The sequence below is a fragment of the Paraburkholderia sp. BCC1886 genome (assembly GCF_900996245.1).
In the GTDB taxonomy this organism is placed as follows: Bacteria; Pseudomonadota; Gammaproteobacteria; order Burkholderiales; family Burkholderiaceae; genus Paraburkholderia.
In genome coordinates, this window is record NZ_CAAJGK010000074.1 from 383,772 (window position 1) to 401,039 (window position 17,268).

The window sequence follows — 17,268 nt, forward strand, 5'->3', positions numbered from 1 at the left end:
AGGTCGGTCAGAAGTCTTGAGATGCATGCGGTGTTAGCAGTCGAGCGGCAGCAGGATCTGAAACTCGGTGTGACCGGGCCGGCTTTCCACTTCGATCAGACCGTCGTGCTGTTGTACGAAGGTCTGCGCGAGCGTCAATCCAAGACCGCTACCGTCCTCGCGCCCCGACACGAGCGGGTAGAAAATGCGGTCGCGGATTTCCTCGGGAATGCCCGGGCCGTTGTCGGTAATACGCAAGTCCAATGCCAGCTTACATAAACGTTTCGACACCGTAATCTTGCGTGCGACGCGAGTGCGCAAATCGATACGCGCGTCGCCTTGCGAGATGCGTTCGCGCAGCGCTTCGGCCGCATTGCGCACGATGTTGAGCAGCGCCTGGATCAGTTGCTCCTTGTCGCCGCGCAGGTCCGGCACGCTCACGTCGTAATCGCGTTCGATGGTGAGTCCGCGCGGAAACTCCGCGAGAATCACCTGACGCACCCGCTCGCATACTTCGTGAATGTTCACGTCGCCGACGATATGCGGATGACGGTGCGGCTCCAGCAGCCGGTCGACCAGCGTTTGCAGCCGGTCCGACTCCTTGATGATGACCTGCGTGTACTCGCGCAGCTCGTCGCGCTGGCGCTCGCCGAGTTCGAACTCGAGCAGTTGCGCCGCGCCGCGAATACCGCCGAGCGGATTCTTGATCTCGTGCGCGAGATTGCGAATCAGTTGTTTGTTGACCGCCGTGAGGTCGTTAATGCGCTCCTCGCGGTCGGTGCGCATGTGGCGCTCGTTCTCGAACAGTTCGAGCAGCACGTAGTCCTGCGCGCTGTCCAGATAGCCGACGATCGCATGCACATGCAGCGGCTCGTGGCCAGGACGTTCGAGCACCGTGTCCAGATGCGTCGCGTGAAAGCGATGGGCGGCGATCGCGGAAATGGTCGCGACCAGCTCGTCGCCGTTCATGAAAACATCCGGCCACGCCATCTGCGTGAGTTGCCGGCGCGACAGTTCGAGCATGGCTTCGGCCGACGGGTTCGCATACGCGACGCGCAGCGTGCGCTTGTCGAGCACCAGCACGACCGTCGGCAACGCCTCGAAACCCGGCAGCAAACCGGACGCAACCAGCTGCGCGTCGTCCGATAGCGTCTGCTCGTGTCCTTTTCTTGCCTTGATCAGATTCTTGAGAACCATCTTGCAGTCTGGCCGATAGGAGATGGTGATAAATCAGGGGTGCTGCTTCCTGCCTGGCTCTACGCGGCACCTTCTGCGTACCGCAAACGTTCTCCCGGTCTAACAAAAAAGGGACGGCGCCGCCGTCCCTTCGTGACCGATCGCGAGCGTCGGCAGTGCGCTTCGCCGGAGTTCGGGCGAAGCGCGCTTGCCACTTACAGCGAGTAGTACATTTCGAATTCGATCGGGTGCACCGACTGACGATAGCGTTGCAGCTCGCCCGTCTTCAGTTCGATGTACGCGTCGATCATCGAATCCGTGAACACGCCGCCGCGCGTCAGGAACTCGCGGTCTGCGTGCAATGCGTCCAGCGCCTGGTCGAGGCCGGCACACACGGTCGGGATTTTTGCATCCTCTTCCGGCGGCAGGTCGTACAGGTTCTTGTCGGCCGCTTCGCCCGGGTGAATCTTGTTCTGCACGCCGTCCAGACCCGCCATCATCAGCGCGGAGAAGCACAGGTACGGATTCGCCATCGGATCCGGGAAACGCGTTTCGATTCGGCGGCCCTTCGGGTTCGACACGTGCGGAATGCGGATCGATGCCGAACGGTTGCGAGCCGAGTACGCCAGCTTCACCGGTGCTTCGAAGTGCGGCACGAGGCGCTTGTACGAGTTCGTCGACGGGTTCGTGATCGCGTTCAGCGCGCGAGCATGCTTGATGATGCCGCCGATGTAGAACAGCGCGAATTCCGACAGACCTGCGTAGCCATTGCCCGCGAACAGGTTGGCGCCGTCTTTCCAGATGGACTGGTGAACGTGCATGCCCGAACCGTTATCGCCGACCACCGGCTTCGGCATGAACGTCGCCGTCTTGCCGTACGTGTGCGCGACGTTGTGGATGATGTACTTCATTTGCTGCAGCCAGTCGGCGCGCTGAACCAGCGTCGAGAACTTCGTGCCGATTTCGTTCTGGCCTTGACCCGCGACTTCGTGGTGATGCACTTCGACCGGGATGCCGATCTGTTCGAGCAACAGGCACATTTCCGAACGGATGTCCTGGAACGTGTCGACCGGAGCGACCGGGAAGTAGCCGCCCTTCGTGCCCGGACGGTGGCCGGTGTTGCCGCCTTCGAAATCCATCGACGACGACCACGGTGCTTCTTCCGAACCGATCTTGACGAACGTGCCCGACTGATCCGTGCCCCACTTGACCGAGTCGAAAATGAAGAATTCGGGTTCCGGACCGAAGAATGCCGTGTCGCCCAGACCCGTGCTCTTCAGGTAGGCTTCCGCGCGTTTCGCGAGCGAACGCGGATCGCGTTCGTAGCCCTTGCCGTCAGCCGGTTCGACGACGTCGCAAGTCAGCACCAGCGTGGATTCTTCGAAGAACGGGTCGATGAAGGCCGTGTTCGGGTCCGGAATCAGCAACATGTCCGATGCTTCGATGCCTTTCCAGCCGGCAATCGACGAACCGTCAAACGCATGGCCGCTTTCGAACTTGTCTTCATCGAATGCCGACACCGGCACCGAAACGTGTTGCTCTTTACCGCGCGTGTCGGTGAAACGAAAGTCGACAAACTTGACGTCCTCGTCCTTGACGAGTTGAACGACGTCGGCCACGGATTTACTCATAACCTATCTCCTGGATTAACGAATTCGGCGGATTCAGCCGCCGCCCAATCTAGCTGACCCGCCCCTGCGCGTCCACCCCGGATCGCCGCAGTGGAGCAGAAAAAAATGCCGGGACAAATCGATCGGGACCAAATAAGCATCTTCCATGCCATCCATGCGCCAACCCGGCGCAGATCCGCATGACGCGCGCATTCGCGGGGAAAAAGCGCACCGTGGAGAATGCAGCCCCTAAATTCCACGGTCGCATTTAGCACCAATATCGTGCAAGCGTGGGAAGTGACTCGATGTGCCGTTTCAAGACGGTGCATTTTAACGATTTTGCACCAAAATGGACCATATTTATTATGAGCCCGACTGCCTCCTGTCGTTGCACCGATGGCTCTGCTCGCTGTCGGCAGCGCGCTAGAATGCCCTTTTGGCCCGAAGGAGTTTTGCGCTCATGAGCACGCTCGAACAGCTATACGCCCTCGCGGACGCACGCCGCGCCGACAACCAGTTGCCCTACGCCGGCGCGCTGTCTCCCGCCGAAGCATTCGAACTGCTGCAACTCGATCCTCGTACGCGTCTCGTCGACGTGCGCACCCGCGCCGAACTCGACTGGGTCGGCCGCCCGGTGATCGGCGACGGACAGTACGCGCACGTGGAATGGACCCGCTATCCGGGCGCGGTGCCAAATCAGGAATTCCTCGCCCAACTCGCTCAAGTGGCCTCGCCGGACACGCCGGTGCTGTTTCTGTGCCGCAGCGCCGCCCGCTCGAAGCTCGCCGCCGTCGCTGCCGCACAGGCCGGATTCGGTCAGGCGTTCGATCTGCTGGAAGGCTTCGAAGGCGACAAGAATGGGCAGGGGCATCGGAAGACCGTGTCGGGCTGGTGCTTTCGGGGCCTGCCATGGATCGGCGCCTGAGTCGATGCCCGGGTCGATGCCTGGGTTGGCGGCCAGCAAGACAGGACGCGACGAGACCCGCTTGTGGGACTGCCACTATCCTCACCCGGGAATGTGGCACTGAGATGGCATTGAGATAAGTCAGCGGGGCGGCCGGGGAGCCTGCCCGCCATTCTTCAGTCGCGCGGTTTCGCCGCTGCTGCTGCCGCTGCCGCCGCTTCCGGCTCGACGATATCGCCGCCGAGCAGGTGCACGCCTTCGCGCAATTTGACGAAGGCCGCGGCCACCGCTTCGGGTTCGCCCTTCACGCCCAGATCGATGTGATGCCGCGCATAAACCCCGCCGCGCTCCGCGTCGCCGACACTCGGCAAGCTGAAGACGCGCACGCCCGGAAAATCGTGTTCGATTTTTTCCATAAGCGGCGTGATGCGCGACTCCGGTAATTCGAACACCAGCAACGACTTCTCCGCATGCGGCATCGCGTGATGCATGTCCGCGTACAGCGTGTCCAGCACCCACTCGATCATCGGCCAAGCCATGACCGGGAAACCCGGCACGAAGTGATGCTGTTTGATCGAAAAGCCCGGAATCTTGTTGTAGCCGTTCGGGATGATCGACGCGCCTTGCGCATAGGTGCCCATATTCAGGCGATGCCGGTTCTCCGGCGAATCCAGATCGAGCGGCGCCGCCGCGTTCGCCGGATGCATCTCGCGAATCCGCTCCTGAATCAGCGTGGCGGCTTCCGGATGCAGTTCGAGCGGCACACCGAGCGCGGCCGCCGCGCACTGCCGGGTGTGGTCGTCCGGCGTAGCGCCGATACCGCCCGTCGAAAACACGATGTCGCCCGAAGCGAACGTACGCCGCAGTGTGGCGGTGATGCGCTCCGGATCGTCGCCGATATATTCGGCCCAACCGAGCGAAAGACCGCGCGCGCCCAACAATTCGATGACCTTCGGCAGATGCTTGTCGACACGTCTGCCCGACAGGATTTCATCGCCGATGATAATGACGCCAAATGCCATTGCCGCCTCTTGGGTTGTTCAAGGTTGATCAGTAGGGAACCGGCGCCGTCTGTTGCACGCCGCCCTGCTCTTGCGCCCGCTGCCGCTGCAACGCGCGCAAACAGTAATAGCCGAACCACAGCGCCGAAAAAACGAGAATGAAAGCGTAAATCCAGATGGTGATCGCGGTGATTACCGGGAACAACACGATCAGCCAGACCGAGGACGCCCACAGCAAAGTCGGCAGCGAACCCAGCAAACCGCTCGCAATGCCGATCAGCAACAGCGGTAGACGCAAGCGCCGCACCAGCGCCCGGCGTTCGTCCGCGCTGGCATGCAGCGCGAGCGCATCGTAGCTCATCACCCGGTAGGTCAGCCAGCCCCACAGCAGCGGTGGAATCAGCGCGAAAAACGGCGGCACCAACCACAGCGGCAACGTGGCGACCAGCAGCACGAGGCAGACCACCGTCGTCCACAGCGCCTGACCGAGGCTACCGTACCATGTTCCGCCGCGGCGCATTTCGAGCCCGGGGAAATGCCGGGCCGACAGGAAACGGATGACCGAGGGCATCGACAGCGTCGCGATCAGCAGCAAAACGGTCACGACAATGAGGGGAATCGCGATCGCAATCACGATGAACGGCGCGATCGCCGCGTGCAGCGCCGAGAAGCCGAGCCAGTCGAACAAGCGATAGAGCGTGAGCGTGAACGACCAGCCTTCCAGCCAGGTGCGGGTCGCGCCGATCAGCGCCTGCCACGAAAACCACAGGATCACGCCCCAGCCGAGCGTCGCCGCGAAAAACGGCATGAGGGTCAGCCAAAGCATGCGCGGGTGAAGCACGCTCGCGAGCGCACGTCCGAACGAGCGCAACAGGTCATTCATGCGATTCAGAACCGGTGAGAGAAACGGTGGGTGAACGCGCGGCGCAGCGCCGTGACCGCTGGCCCACCCTGCGCACACAAAAGTGGACAGGATAAACCACGAGGCGCGCCGCCGGGCAAACCGGCGACGTGGGAGGGAGCGGGTAGGCGTGAGGACGGGTGCAGGTGCAATCGCAAGGGGCATGCGCAGGGGGCATGCGCAGGCGCAATCGCAAGGGCATGCGCAGGGGCAACGGCAGGGGCAACGGCAGGGGCATGCGCAGGGGCAACGGCAGGGGCAAAACGCGGAAGCAAACGCGGGATCAAGCGCAGAGTCGAGCGCGGGTTCAGACGCGAGCGGTGTCGCTGTTTTCGGAACGGCGCTTCGGCGACAGCCGGCGGCCGATGCGCACGAACGCGAGCCAATGTTGCGCCCAGAAACCGTCGCCGTACCGGTGGCCCTCGAGCTGATCGAGGATACCTGTCGGCTCCATTTCACGGCTCCAGGAGACGCTGCGGAACAGCATGTCCCACCACGGAAACAGCACGCCGAAATTGCAGCCGTAGTTCAGGCCTTCGTGACCGTAGCCGATCGCATGATGACGGCGGTGAAAAGTCGGACTGACCAGCAGACGCTCGCCGAGCCAGCCGAAATACATGCGGATATTCGCGTGTTGCACGCTCTGCGCGAGATTGGTGATGGCGACCAGCACGACGAATTGCGATGGCGGCACGCCGATGACCAGCGCGATGAGCGCGAAGAACGACGCCTGGAGCATGTCGTCGAGCAGATGATTGCGGTCGTCGGACCAGAGCGACATCTGCTGCTGACTGTGGTGCACCGCGTGCAACTCCCACCACACGCCGAACCGGTGCTCCCAGCGGTGATACCAGTAGCCCGCGAAGTCGATGACCAGCAGATACATCACGAACGTGACCAGCGGCTGCGTGGTGACGCCCGGCCACAAATTGTCGAACTCGATGTTGGCGATGTCGTGCAGCCGCAGCCAGCCCTGCACGGTGTCGAAAAGCGGTTGTAGCGCAAAGAAGAAGAACAGGTTGAGAATGCCCAGCTTGGCGATCCACGTGTAGATGACGTCGACCCGCACCGCCTTGCGGCTTTCCCACTTCTCCACCGGCCGCAGTGCCTCCAGCGGACGCAGCACCGCGTACATCGCCAGCACCTCGAGCACGCCGACGATTACCCAATAGAGTGCGTCGTACGTGTCTTCGTCGTAGTCCATCAGCTCGAACCGGTACATCAGCGGCTGCACGATGTCGACGTACAGCAGCGTCTGGATCGCCGAGACGAAGCTGTCGAGAGAAGAAAAAATCAGATGGAACATGGCGCTGGCCTGGTGGCTACGTTCAAGGCGTGCTACAGCAAATCTTCAAACCTGATGGTGCCGGCCCGGGTCAAGCGCCATTGGGCGCTGTAACCGGGGCACGATTATAAAAATAGATGCCGTGCGGCGAACGGCCGACGGCGATAGTCTGGATCAGCTTGCGCGAGTTCAGGTCGATGATGCCGATGTGCTTCGCGAAGCGGAACGTAACCCACAGATAGCGTTTGTCGGCGGAAAGTTCCATGTCGTCCGGTCCAGGCATCAAACCGGTGATGTCGCCGACATTCGTGAGCGCGTCTTCGTCAATGATGCTGATGGTGCTGGCCACGCGGTTCGAGACCGCGACGTGCTTGCCGTCGGCGAGCGAGCGGAAGTTGTGCGCGCCCTTGCCCGTGGGGATCGTCTTGACGACTTTCTGATTGCGCCAGTCGACCACCGCGACGTAGTCCGCGCCGGTCATGCCGACCAGCAGGTATTTGTCGCCGGGCGTCATCCATAAACCGGCCGGCACTTTGCCGACTTTCATCTTCCACTTCACGGTTTGCGTAGCCAGGTCGACCGCCGCGAGTTCACCCGACACCTGCAAGGTGACGAAGACCGTCTTGCTGTCGTTCGTAAATGCCAGGTGGCTGGGCATGACCGCGAGCGGCAGGCGCGCGGCCAGCGTCATCTGGTTTTTCTGGTCGTAGTGATAAATGTCCAGTCGGTCGAGCCGCAAACCGGTGGTAACGAGCCACTTACGGTCTGGCGCGAAGCCGATCTGATAAGGGTCTTCGATGTTTTCGACCCAGCGTTGCACCTGGCCCGTTTTTGGGTCGACGAACATCAGATTGTTGGATACCGAATTCGCGACGATAAGCGAAGAATTATCCGGCGTGGACATGAGGTGATGCGGTTCCTTGCCCGTCGGCACCGTGCCAACCACCTGCCGCGTGGTTTCGTCGATGAGGCTCAGCGTGGCTTCGCCGGAATTGAGCACGATGACGTTATTAGCGTGCGCAGCCGGAGAGAAAAAACCTGTCGCGGCCACGAGTGATGCCCCGATCGCGAACGTAGCGGCCAAGCGGGAAAGAAAAATTTTACGCATGAAAACTCACTTCGGAGAACAGCCGACATTGTAGAACGATTGCCGGGGCTCGCGGTTGACGTTGGTCGTGTTTCCGCCCACCCGTAATGGGGGGTTGATCGGATTTGTTCATGCTTTTGCCAGCAAGCTTAAGAAATAGTCCTATTAAATCCTAATCAAATTTAAAACGACGAGACTTATCTCGCCTGATAAAAATCATAACTCGACAGAACGAGACAATTCCTTTTTCTGATTATTTCCGTTCGATAAACTCTGCTAAAAATAAGACTGCCTGATTATTTTTACCGGTTTAAGAGTTTGCTTATTCCGCCTTTTCGTAGTCGGCGAGAAAATCCCTTCCGCTCATCGCCCGTTCACCCGATTTCGTGGATCCAGCGGCGTGACACGGCGTTTCGGCGCGCAAATCAAACCCGCTCCATCGGGAATCGGCACGAGCCCGCGGTCGTACCGCGGTTCGCTCGGCAACTCGTAATTTGCGCGATTTATCAGGGCGATGACGGCCAATCCGATTACCCGTTTTTCACTCCCATCCACTCACTACACCGAGGAGTCGTACAAAAATGCATAAGCTTTTCCAATCGGTCTGGTGTGAAACATCCTCTACGCGGGCAACCGTCCCTGAGACAGGTCGTTCGAAACAGCCCGGCATATCGGCACGCAAAGCGGCAATCCGTGCCTCGCTTGCCGCGGCGGTATGGGTAGGTGGCGCGTCAGCCGCGCACGCCACGAATTACTTTGCTGCGGGCGCGGTCAATGGCAGCGCCGACGCCGACGCGATCGCCATGGTTCCGGGTTCGATCGCAGCCGGCGTGGCGGCTTACGCGCAAGGTTTGCACGCTATCGCACTCGGTCTGCAAGCCACCGCTGAGGGCGAAAACGCATTCGCCGCCGGCCTGCAAGCACTCGCCGGGGGCGACAACTCGATTGCAACCGGAACCTCGGCGCAGGCGCTCGGCGACAAGTCGATCGCCACCGGTCAGGGGGCTCTTGCGCAGGGCGACAACGCCATTGCGATGGGCGTTACCGCGAATGCCGAAGGAGAGGGATCGATTGCAAACGGCCTCGCCGCACGCGCGGTCGGACAGGATGCGATTGCGACCGGCGTGCAGGCCAACGCCACCGGCAATAACGCAATCGCGACAGGCGCCGCAGCGCATGCGTTCGCCGACAACTCAATCGCCACCGGGCTGCTGGCTACCGCGGACGGCAACAACGCGATTGCGACTGGCACCGGCTCGAGCGCGGTGGGCGAAAACGCCGTGGCCACCGGCCTGGGAGCAGAGGCGCAGGGTGACAATTCAATCGCGACAGGCACCATCGCGAATGCCGGGGGCGCCAGCGCGTTCGCCGCCGGCTATTCAGCCAGCGCGCAAGGCACCCAGTCGATCGCGCTGGGCACTCAGGCAGGCGCTGCGGACACCGACACGACAGCCATTGGGTCCTACGCCAGCGCTAGCGGCGCGACATCGGTCGCGCTCGGCTATCGCGCCCAGACCGGCGGACTGGCGGCATTGGCAGCCGGAACATCGGCGGTGGCAGCGGCAGACGGCTCGGTCGCACTCGGCTATGCGGCGCACTCCGCTGCCGTGGACGCCATCGCGCTTGGACACGCGGCGACGGCCTCGTCGTCCGATGGCATCGCGCTTGGGCACGCCGCGACGGCTTCGTCTTTCGATGGCATTGCGCTTGGACATGCCGCGACGGCTTCGTCTTCCGATGGCATTGCGCTTGGGCATGCTGCGACGACCTCTTCTTCCGATAGCATCGCGCTTGGGCACTCGGCGACGGCCTCATCGTCCAATGGCATTGCGCTTGGTGCATCATCGGCAGTCGCGGGCGTGGGCGGCGTGGCGCTCGGTTATCTGGCCAGCGCCGCTGCCGACAACTCGGTGGCGCTCGGCCAACATTCGCTCGCCGACCGGGCCAACGCGGTATCGGTTGGCGCAGCAAACGCCGAGCGTCAGATCACCCACGTGGCAGCCGGCACCTCGGCCACGGACGCGGTCAATCTGAGCCAGTTACAAGCGGCTAGCGCAAACGCCTCGCGCTATTTCAAGGCGGCGGGCAATGGACTGAACGACGGCAGCGACGATGCGCGCAATCCAGGAGCGTTGTCGCTTGCCATCGGCAGCGCCGCGCGCGCCGATGGCAACCTGAGTTTCGCCGCAGGCACGAATTCAAGCGCCGGTGGCAATTTCAGCGTGGCCACAGGACCGAATGCATGGGCGGGTGGCGATTTCAGCGTGGCGTTGGGCGCGAGCGCCAACGCTTCCGGCATCCGGTCAATCGCGCTGGGTCAAACTGCCAGCGCGATCGCCGACAATGCGGTCGCACTCGGCGCCCGCTCTCTAGCCGACCGGGCCAATACCGTGTCGGTGGGCTCGGCGGGCAGCGAGCGTCAGATCACTAACGTAGCGGCCGGCACGGCAGATACCGACGCAGTCAACTTCGCCCAGCTTAAGGCAGTCAGCGACCAGGGCGCCGCGAACGCAGCGCAGCTCGACGGCGCGGTTCTCTATGACCGGAATGGCGACGGCAGTGTCGATCGCAATAGCGTGACATTGGGTGGAGATACGGCCAGCGGTGGCACGGTTCTGCACAACGTCGCGACCGGCGTGGACGCGAACGACGCGGTCAACGTCAGCCAGTTGAATCAGGCAATCGCCGGCGCGGTCATCAATATTCCCGTTGGCCCGTTCACCAGTCCATGGTTCAGCGCGCAAGCCGACAGTTATGGACTCACGGCCGCCGAGGCTTCGGGCACGCTGTCAGTCGCGGCCGGCGCATTCGCGCAAGCCACCGGCACGAACGCCACGGCGCTCGGGGCGAACTCGAATGCCAGCGGAGATAACGCGACGGCGCTGGGCGCCTACTCCACGGCCACCGCCGACAATTCGGTTGCGCTTGGCCAGGGCTCGGTGGCTGACCGGGCCAATACAGTATCGGTGGGCGCGGTCGGTTCGGAGCGCCAGATAACCAACGTCGCGGCCGGCGTGCAAGGTACCGACGCGGTCAATGTCGAGCAGTTCCAGCGCGGCATGAGCAGCACGGTCAGTCAGGCGAACAGTTATACCGACGATCAGGTGCGCTCGGCCCGGCGCGACTCCTACGGCGGCACGGCGTCGGCTCTCGCCATGGCGGGATTGCCGCAAGCAGTGTTACCGGGTCATGGCATGGTGGCACTGGCCGGCGGCACGTACGGTGGACAATCCGCATTGGCCATCGGCGTGTCCCAGTTATCCGATACCGGCAAATGGGCTTACAAGCTACAGGGCACGACGGATTCGCGCGGCCAGTTCGGCGCATCGATCGGCGCGGGTGTGCACTGGTAAGCAAGCGGAGCAGGTATCGACAGTCGCTACGGCGGCCTGGTGAGCGATCAGCGTCGCGCCATTGGCGCGACGCTGGAGCGAACGCTGGCCGCCCCGCCCTCACCGCTGCATCGACTCCCATACTTTATGCAGTCGTTTCACCGAAACCGGCATCGGCGTGCGCAGCTCCTGTGCGAACAGCGAAATGCGCAACTCTTCGAGCAGCCAGCGGAATTCCGTGAGCCGTGGGTCGAGCACACCACCGCGCTGGGCGACCGCGCGCTGATAGTGCTGCAGCAAAGGCTGATATTCCGCGAACTGGCGTACATCGCGAGCCGGGTCCGCTTTCAGCTTGTCGATGCGCAACGCAATGCCCTTCAGATAGCGCGGGAAATGGGCAAGCTGCGCATACGGCGTATCCACCACGAAGCGCTTGCCGATCAATGCTTCGAGCTGGCTCTGCATGTCCGCGTAAGCCGCAGCGAACGGTTTAGCCTGCACCAGCTTTTTGGTGACGCCCGCGTATTCCGTGAGTATTTGCCCCACGAGCCGCGAGATTTCCTGCGCGAGCAAGGTCAACCGGCTGCGGCCTTCGTCGCGGCGGGTGTGGAAGCCGGCATCATCCGCGGGCAGCGGGTCTTGCAGGCATGCGCGATCGAGCGCCGTGTCGATCAACTGGTCGCGCAGTTCTTCCTGGGTGCCACGCGGCATGAACTGCATCGCCATTTCACGCAGCCCCGGCAGATTTTTTTCCAGATACTTGATCGGCTCTTTCAATTGCAGCGCGAACAGCCGACGCAGGCCGGCCCGATGAATACGCGCGGCTTCATCCGGCGAATCGAACACCTCGACGTCGCAATGCGTACCGCGATCCACGAGGGCCGGGTAACCAAACAGCGTCTGCCCGCCACGACGAATTTCGAGCAACTCGGGAAGCTTGCCGAAATTCCAAGTCGTCAATTTTTCATAAAGCGCGGTGCCGGAGGTGCCCGTAGCACCCGCAGCACCCGAAGCACCCGAAGCCCCTCCACCCACCGCCGTCTGCGGCCCGGCCGCAGCCCCGCTCTTGCCACGGGAACCCGAACCAGCGGCCCCCAGACCCTGCGTCGCCGGCCCGGCCACGCCTCCACCGCCGCCCGCGTCGGCCAACGCGGCACCAGCCGCGCTCGACGCTATCTTCTGGAAATGCTGCTGCGCCTGACCACCCAACTCGGCGCGCAATTGCGACAGATTGCGGCCCATCGCCAGTTGCCGTCCGTGCTCGTCGATCACCTTGAAGTTCATCGACAGATGCGGCATCAAGGTCTCGAGCTTGAAATCCGCCTGCTTCATCGCGACCTGAGTCTGCTCGCGCACATCCGCGATCAGCGTTTCGAGCAGACCGCCCGCGCCGAAGCGCACGCCCGCGTGCCGCTCGACGAAACCGGCCGCGTACTCGGGCAGCGGCACGCAATGGCGGCGCAGCTTCTGCGGCAAGGACTTCAGCAACAGTTGCGTCTTCTCCTTGAGCATGCCGGGCACGAGCCATTCGCAACGCCGCGCATCGACCTGGTTCAGCGCATACAGCGGCACCGCGAGCGTCACGCCATCGCGCGGCGTGCCCGGCTCGAAGTGATAGGTGAGCGCCATCTCGACGCCGGCCATCGTCATCCGCTTCGGAAACAGGTCGGTGGTCACGCCGGCGGCTTCGTGCCGCATCAGATCGTCGCGCGACAGATACAGCAGACGCAACTTGTCTTCCGGCTGCCCGCTCGCCTTCACCTGATCGCGATACCAGCGCTCGAACGCCGCGCCGGTATGCATGCCCTTCGGCAAGGCCTGATCGTAGAAAGCAAAGATCAACTCGTCGTCGACCAGCACGTCCTGCCGCCGCGACTTGTGTTCGAGCTGCTCGATATCGGCCAGCAGCTTGCGGTTGTGCGCGAAGAACGCCAGCTTCGTGTCGAACTCGCCTTCCACCAGCGCGCCGCGAATAAAAAGTTCGCGCGCCCGCTCCGGGTCCTGCTGACCGAAACTCACGCGCCGCCGGTGATAGATCGGCAGACCGTACAGCACGGCCCGCTCGAACGCCGACACCTGCGCCGCGCGCTTCTCCCAATGCGGTTCGGAGAGCGACTTTTTCAGCAGATGCGCGCCGATTTTCTCGATCCACTCCGGCTCGATCTTCGCAATGCAGCGCGCGTACAGACGGCTGGTCTCGACCAGCTCGGCGGCCATCGCCCACTTGCCGGCCTTTTTCACCAGCGCGGAGCCGGGCCACAAATAAAACTTGATGCCGCGCGCGCCGAGGTAATACGGCTCGTCGTCGGCCTTCAGACCGATATTGCCGAGCAGACCGGTCAGCAGCGCGAGGTGAATCTGCTCGAACGTCGCCTCGGCTTCGTTCAGCCGCCAGCCATGTTCGCGCACCACCGTCAGCAGTTGCGAATGCACGTCGCGCCACTCGCGCAGGCGCACCTGCGACAGAAAATTCTTGCGGCACTCTTCATGCAACTGCTTGTTCGACTTCTTGTGCGCGATCGCCTCGTCGAACCAGTTCCAGATTTTCAGCCATTGCAGGAATTCGGAGCGCTCGTCGGCAAACCGGCGATGCGCCTGGTCCGCCTGCTCCTGCGCTTCAATCGGCCGGTCGCGCGGGTCCTGCACGGACAAGGCGCTCGCGATGATCAGCACTTCCTTCAACGCCTGCTGGTCGCGCGCGGCGAGAATCATCCGGCCGACTCGCGGATCGAGCGGCAGGCGCGCGAGTTCGCGGCCGAGCGGCGTGAGCCGGTTGTCGTCGTCGACGGCGCCGAGTTCGTTCAGCAGTTGATAGCCATCGGCGATCGCGCGGCCCGGCGGCGGCTCGATGAACGGGAATGTTTCGATCGCCGTCAAATGCAGCGACTTCATCCGCAAAATGACCGAGGCCAGCGACGAGCGCAGAATTTCCGGATCGGTGAAGCGCACGCGTCCCAGGTAATCGCTCTCTTCGTACAGCCGGATGCAGATACCGTCGGCCACCCGCCCGCAGCGCCCGGCACGTTGATTCGCGGCGGCCTGCGAGATCGACTCGATCTGCAACTGCTCGACCTTGTTGCGATATGAGTAGCGCTTCACGCGCGCAAGGCCGGTATCGACCACGTAGCGAATGCCCGGCACCGTCAGCGAGGTTTCGGCGACGTTGGTGGCCAGCACGATGCGCCGCGTGTTCGAAATGCGGAACACGCGCTCCTGGTCGGAAGCGGAAAGCCGCGCGAACAGCGGCAGAATTTCCGTATGCGGCGGGTGGTGTTTGCGCAGCGCCTCCGCCGCATCGCGAATCTCGCGCTCGCCGGGCAGGAACACCAGCACGTCGCCGGGGCCTTCGCGGCAGAGCTCGTCGACGGCATCCACGATCGCGTCCATCAGATCGCGGTCGGCTTCGCGCTGGGTTTTGGGCCGTTCGCGATTGTCGCCCCGGTTCACGGGCGTTGCCGCGGTTGCCGCGGTTCCCGCCGTGCCGCCCTGTGCCGCCTTGATCGCGGGACTGTCTTCCACGACCGGCCGATAGCGCACCTCGACCGGATACAGACGGCCGCTCACTTCGATCACCGGCGCGGGTTTCTCTTCGCTGCCGAAGTGGCGGGCGAAGCGGTCCGCGTCGATCGTCGCCGAGGTCACGATCAGTTTCAGATCGGGCCGTTTGACGAGAATTTCCTTCAGATAGCCGAGCAGAAAATCGATGTTGAGGCTGCGTTCGTGCGCCTCGTCGATGATCAGCGTGTCGTAGGCCTGTAGCAGCGGATCGGTTTGCGTTTCGGCGAGCAGAATACCGTCGGTCATCAGCTTGACCGACGCACCGGACGACAGATTGTCGGTAAAGCGCACCTTGTATCCGACCACTTCGCCGAACGGCGTGCCGAGTTCTTCGGCGATACGACGGCCAGTGGCCGACGCGGCGATCCGGCGCGGCTGCGTATGACCGATCAGACCGGCGCCGCCCGCGCCCAGGCCGCGACCCAGCGCGAGGCAGATTTTGGGCAGCTGAGTGGTCTTGCCCGAGCCGGTTTCACCCGACACGATCACCACCTGATTCTCCGCAATGGCCTTCGCGATCTCTTCGCGTCGGGCGGATACCGGCAATGCTTCGGGGAAAGTAATCGGCGGAACCGGATTCGCCACGACGACACGCGGTGGCCTCGGTGGCTTCGGTGGCCGAGGCGTTCGTGGCTCGCGCTGCGCGCTGCGCTCGTCAAGCTCTTTGCGCTGGTTGGGGGCCTTGCGCTGGTTGGGGTCCTTGCGCTGGCTGGGCTCGTTGCGCTCGTTGAGGTCTTTGCGCTGGCTGAGGTCTTTGCGCTCGTTGCGCTCCTTGCCTTCGGCCTGCGCCTCGCCTGACCGCGGCGCGCGCGGGTCGCGCCGGGGTGCGGCGGCGTTCTGCGCTGGTGCGGAATCGCGATTGCGCGGCTCGCGCCGCGTCGCGTCGCCAGCCTCTACCGGTTCGGCGGCCGGCGCCGTTTTCTCGTTCGCCGCTGCGGGACTTTTAGGTACATTCGACATGGGGGCGCATTATAATCCCCGGCATGAATTCCCAACCCGACCTCGTCCCCGCGCCCGCGAGCGTTCCGGCCCCCGCCGGAGCGACGGAAAACCTCGCACAACACGCGCAGTTTGTCGACTGGATGCGCTCAGTCGCCCCTTACATCCATGCGTTTCGCAACAAGACTTTCGTCGTCGGTTTCGGCGGCGAGGTTGTGCATCAGGGTCTCCTGAATGCGCTCGTGTCCGATATCGCGCTGTTGCAGGCCATGGGCATCCAGATCGTGCTGGTGCATGGTTCGAGACCGCAGGTCGAAGAGCAGATGAGTCTGCACGGCGTGGAATCCGAGTTTTCGCACGGCATGCGCATCACGGACGCAAGGGCGCTCGAATCGGCGAAAGAAGCGGCTGGCGAAGTTCGGCTCGATATCGAGGCAGCCATCAGCCAGGGTTTGCCGAACACGCCAATGGCGCATGCGCACATCAGCGTGGTGTCGGGCAACTTCGTCACGGCACGCCCGGTCGGGATTCTGGACGGCGTCGACTTCGCCCACACCGGCGTGGTGCGCAAAATCGACGCGGATTCCATCCGCCATTCGCTCGCCAGCCGCAAGCTGGTGCTGCTCTCGCCGCTGGGTTTCTCGCCGACCGGCGAGGCATTCAATCTGTCGATGGAAGACGTGGCATCGGCCGCCGCCATCGCGCTGCGTGCCGACAAGATCGTGTTCCTGACCGAAACGCCGGGCCTCATGCAAACCGGCGAGGAAGGCACCGAACTCGTCCGCGAACTGTCGCTGGACGACGCCTACAAGCTGCACGAAAGCGGTGAAGTCACCGGCGACGCGGGTTTCTATCTGAAGCACTCGATCCGCGCCTGCCGCGGCGGCGTGGCACGGGCGCACATCATCCCGTACGCGCTCGACGGCAGCCTGCTGCTCGAACTGTTCCTGCACGACGGCGTGGGCACGATGATCTCGTATGAGAACCTCGAAAGCTTGCGTGAAGCGACGCCGGACGACGTCGGCGGCATTCTCTCGCTGATCGAACCGCTGGAGTCCGACGGCACGCTGGTGCGGCGCGGCCGCCATCAGATCGAACGCGATATCGATCATTTCTCGGTCATCGAGCACGATGGCGTGCTGTTCGGCTGCGCGGCGCTGTATCCGTATCCGCAGGAGCGCATCGGCGAAATGGCCTGCCTGACGGTGTCGCCCGAAGCGCAAGGCACCGGCGACGGCGAACGTCTGCTCAAGCGCATCGAGCAACGGGCGCGGGCGCGCGGCCTCACGCGCATTTTCGTGCTTACCACGCGGACCGAACACTGGTTTCTCAAGCGCGGTTTCGTCAAGGTCACAGTCGACGACCTGCCGGAAGACCGTCGCCGACTCTATAACTGGCAGCGCAAATCGCTGGTGCTGATGAAGCATCTTTGAACGGGCCCGTCAGAGGTCCCGCCAACGCGACTGCCCACCCCTACATCGATTAACGGAGAAGCA

At 63.0% G+C, this 17,268-nt stretch carries 10 protein-coding genes; 3 read left to right on the forward strand and 7 right to left on the reverse strand.

Features of this window, described 5'->3' with window-relative positions:
• Positions 1-33 precede the first annotated feature (33 nt).
• A complete protein-coding gene (gene glnL / locus FQ746_RS26210) occupies positions 34-1,176 on the reverse strand; it encodes a nitrogen regulation protein NR(II) (RefSeq protein ID WP_144112684.1) in 1,143 nt (380 codons plus the stop codon).
• Between the two features lie 194 nt (positions 1,177-1,370).
• Entirely contained in the window at positions 1,371-2,786 is a 1,416-nt protein-coding gene (gene glnA, locus FQ746_RS26215; RefSeq protein WP_144112685.1) for a type I glutamate--ammonia ligase, read from the reverse strand.
• A gap of 439 nt (positions 2,787-3,225) precedes the next feature.
• Between glnA and FQ746_RS26220 the strand changes: the two genes are divergently transcribed.
• Positions 3,226-3,690 carry a rhodanese-like domain-containing protein gene (locus FQ746_RS26220; protein ID WP_144112686.1) on the forward strand — a complete coding sequence of 155 codons (465 nt, stop codon included), beginning with the start codon at positions 3,226-3,228 and terminating at the stop codon, positions 3,688-3,690.
• Between the two features lie 155 nt (positions 3,691-3,845).
• On the opposite strand, the gene FQ746_RS26225 is transcribed toward FQ746_RS26220, so the two are convergent.
• The 4 genes from FQ746_RS26225 to FQ746_RS26240 form a co-directional block, all read right to left on the reverse strand.
• Positions 3,846-4,691, reverse strand: coding sequence for a competence/damage-inducible protein A (locus FQ746_RS26225; RefSeq protein ID WP_144112687.1), 846 nt, complete (start codon positions 4,689-4,691; stop codon positions 3,846-3,848).
• 28 nt (positions 4,692-4,719) lie between these two features.
• Positions 4,720-5,553, reverse strand: a complete 834-nt coding sequence (locus FQ746_RS26230) for an EI24 domain-containing protein (protein WP_144112688.1) — start codon at positions 5,551-5,553, stop codon at positions 4,720-4,722.
• A 325-nt stretch (positions 5,554-5,878) separates the two neighbouring features.
• Complete coding sequence (locus tag FQ746_RS26235; RefSeq protein WP_144112689.1) at positions 5,879-6,877, reverse strand: sterol desaturase family protein; 999 nt, start codon at positions 6,875-6,877, stop codon at positions 5,879-5,881.
• A 70-nt stretch (positions 6,878-6,947) separates the two neighbouring features.
• Positions 6,948-7,964, reverse strand: a complete 1,017-nt coding sequence (locus FQ746_RS26240; RefSeq protein ID WP_144112690.1) for a beta-propeller fold lactonase family protein — start codon at positions 7,962-7,964, stop codon at positions 6,948-6,950.
• Positions 7,965-8,524: 560 nt separating this feature from the next.
• On the opposite strand from FQ746_RS26240, the gene FQ746_RS26245 reads away from it, so the two are divergent.
• A complete protein-coding gene (locus tag FQ746_RS26245) occupies positions 8,525-11,296 on the forward strand; it encodes a YadA-like family protein (RefSeq protein WP_144112691.1) in 2,772 nt (923 codons plus the stop codon).
• 99 nt (positions 11,297-11,395) lie between these two features.
• Here the strand turns inward: FQ746_RS26245 and hrpA are convergent, their stop codons facing one another.
• Positions 11,396-15,793 carry an ATP-dependent RNA helicase HrpA gene (gene hrpA, locus FQ746_RS26250; protein WP_144112692.1) on the reverse strand — a complete coding sequence of 1,466 codons (4,398 nt, stop codon included), beginning with the start codon at positions 15,791-15,793 and terminating at the stop codon, positions 11,396-11,398.
• A 23-nt stretch (positions 15,794-15,816) separates the two neighbouring features.
• Here hrpA and argA point away from each other — a divergent pair, with 23 nt between their 5' ends.
• Positions 15,817-17,205, forward strand: a complete 1,389-nt coding sequence (argA, locus tag FQ746_RS26255; protein ID WP_144112693.1) for an amino-acid N-acetyltransferase — start codon at positions 15,817-15,819, stop codon at positions 17,203-17,205.
• The last annotated feature ends 63 nt before the right edge of the window (positions 17,206-17,268 follow it).

Excerpts from the sequence above, each read along its gene's own strand:
- FQ746_RS26230 (WP_144112688.1), bottom strand. The coding sequence starts at position 5,553 with ATGAATGACCTGTTGCGCTCGTTCGGACGTGCGCTCGCGAGCGTGCTT.
- FQ746_RS26225 (WP_144112687.1), bottom strand. The coding sequence starts at position 4,691 with ATGGCATTTGGCGTCATTATCATCGGCGATGAAATCCTGTCGGGCAGA.
- FQ746_RS26245 (WP_144112691.1), top strand. The coding sequence starts at position 8,525 with ATGCATAAGCTTTTCCAATCGGTCTGGTGTGAAACATCCTCTACGCGG.
- FQ746_RS26235 (WP_144112689.1), bottom strand. The coding sequence starts at position 6,877 with ATGTTCCATCTGATTTTTTCTTCTCTCGACAGCTTCGTCTCGGCGATC.
- FQ746_RS26220 (WP_144112686.1), top strand. The coding sequence starts at position 3,226 with ATGAGCACGCTCGAACAGCTATACGCCCTCGCGGACGCACGCCGCGCC.
- glnL (WP_144112684.1), bottom strand. The coding sequence starts at position 1,176 with ATGGTTCTCAAGAATCTGATCAAGGCAAGAAAAGGACACGAGCAGACG.
- glnA (WP_144112685.1), bottom strand. The coding sequence starts at position 2,786 with ATGAGTAAATCCGTGGCCGACGTCGTTCAACTCGTCAAGGACGAGGAC.
- argA (WP_144112693.1), top strand. The coding sequence starts at position 15,817 with ATGAATTCCCAACCCGACCTCGTCCCCGCGCCCGCGAGCGTTCCGGCC.
- FQ746_RS26240 (WP_144112690.1), bottom strand. The coding sequence starts at position 7,964 with ATGCGTAAAATTTTTCTTTCCCGCTTGGCCGCTACGTTCGCGATCGGG.
- hrpA (WP_144112692.1), bottom strand. The coding sequence starts at position 15,793 with ATGTCGAATGTACCTAAAAGTCCCGCAGCGGCGAACGAGAAAACGGCG.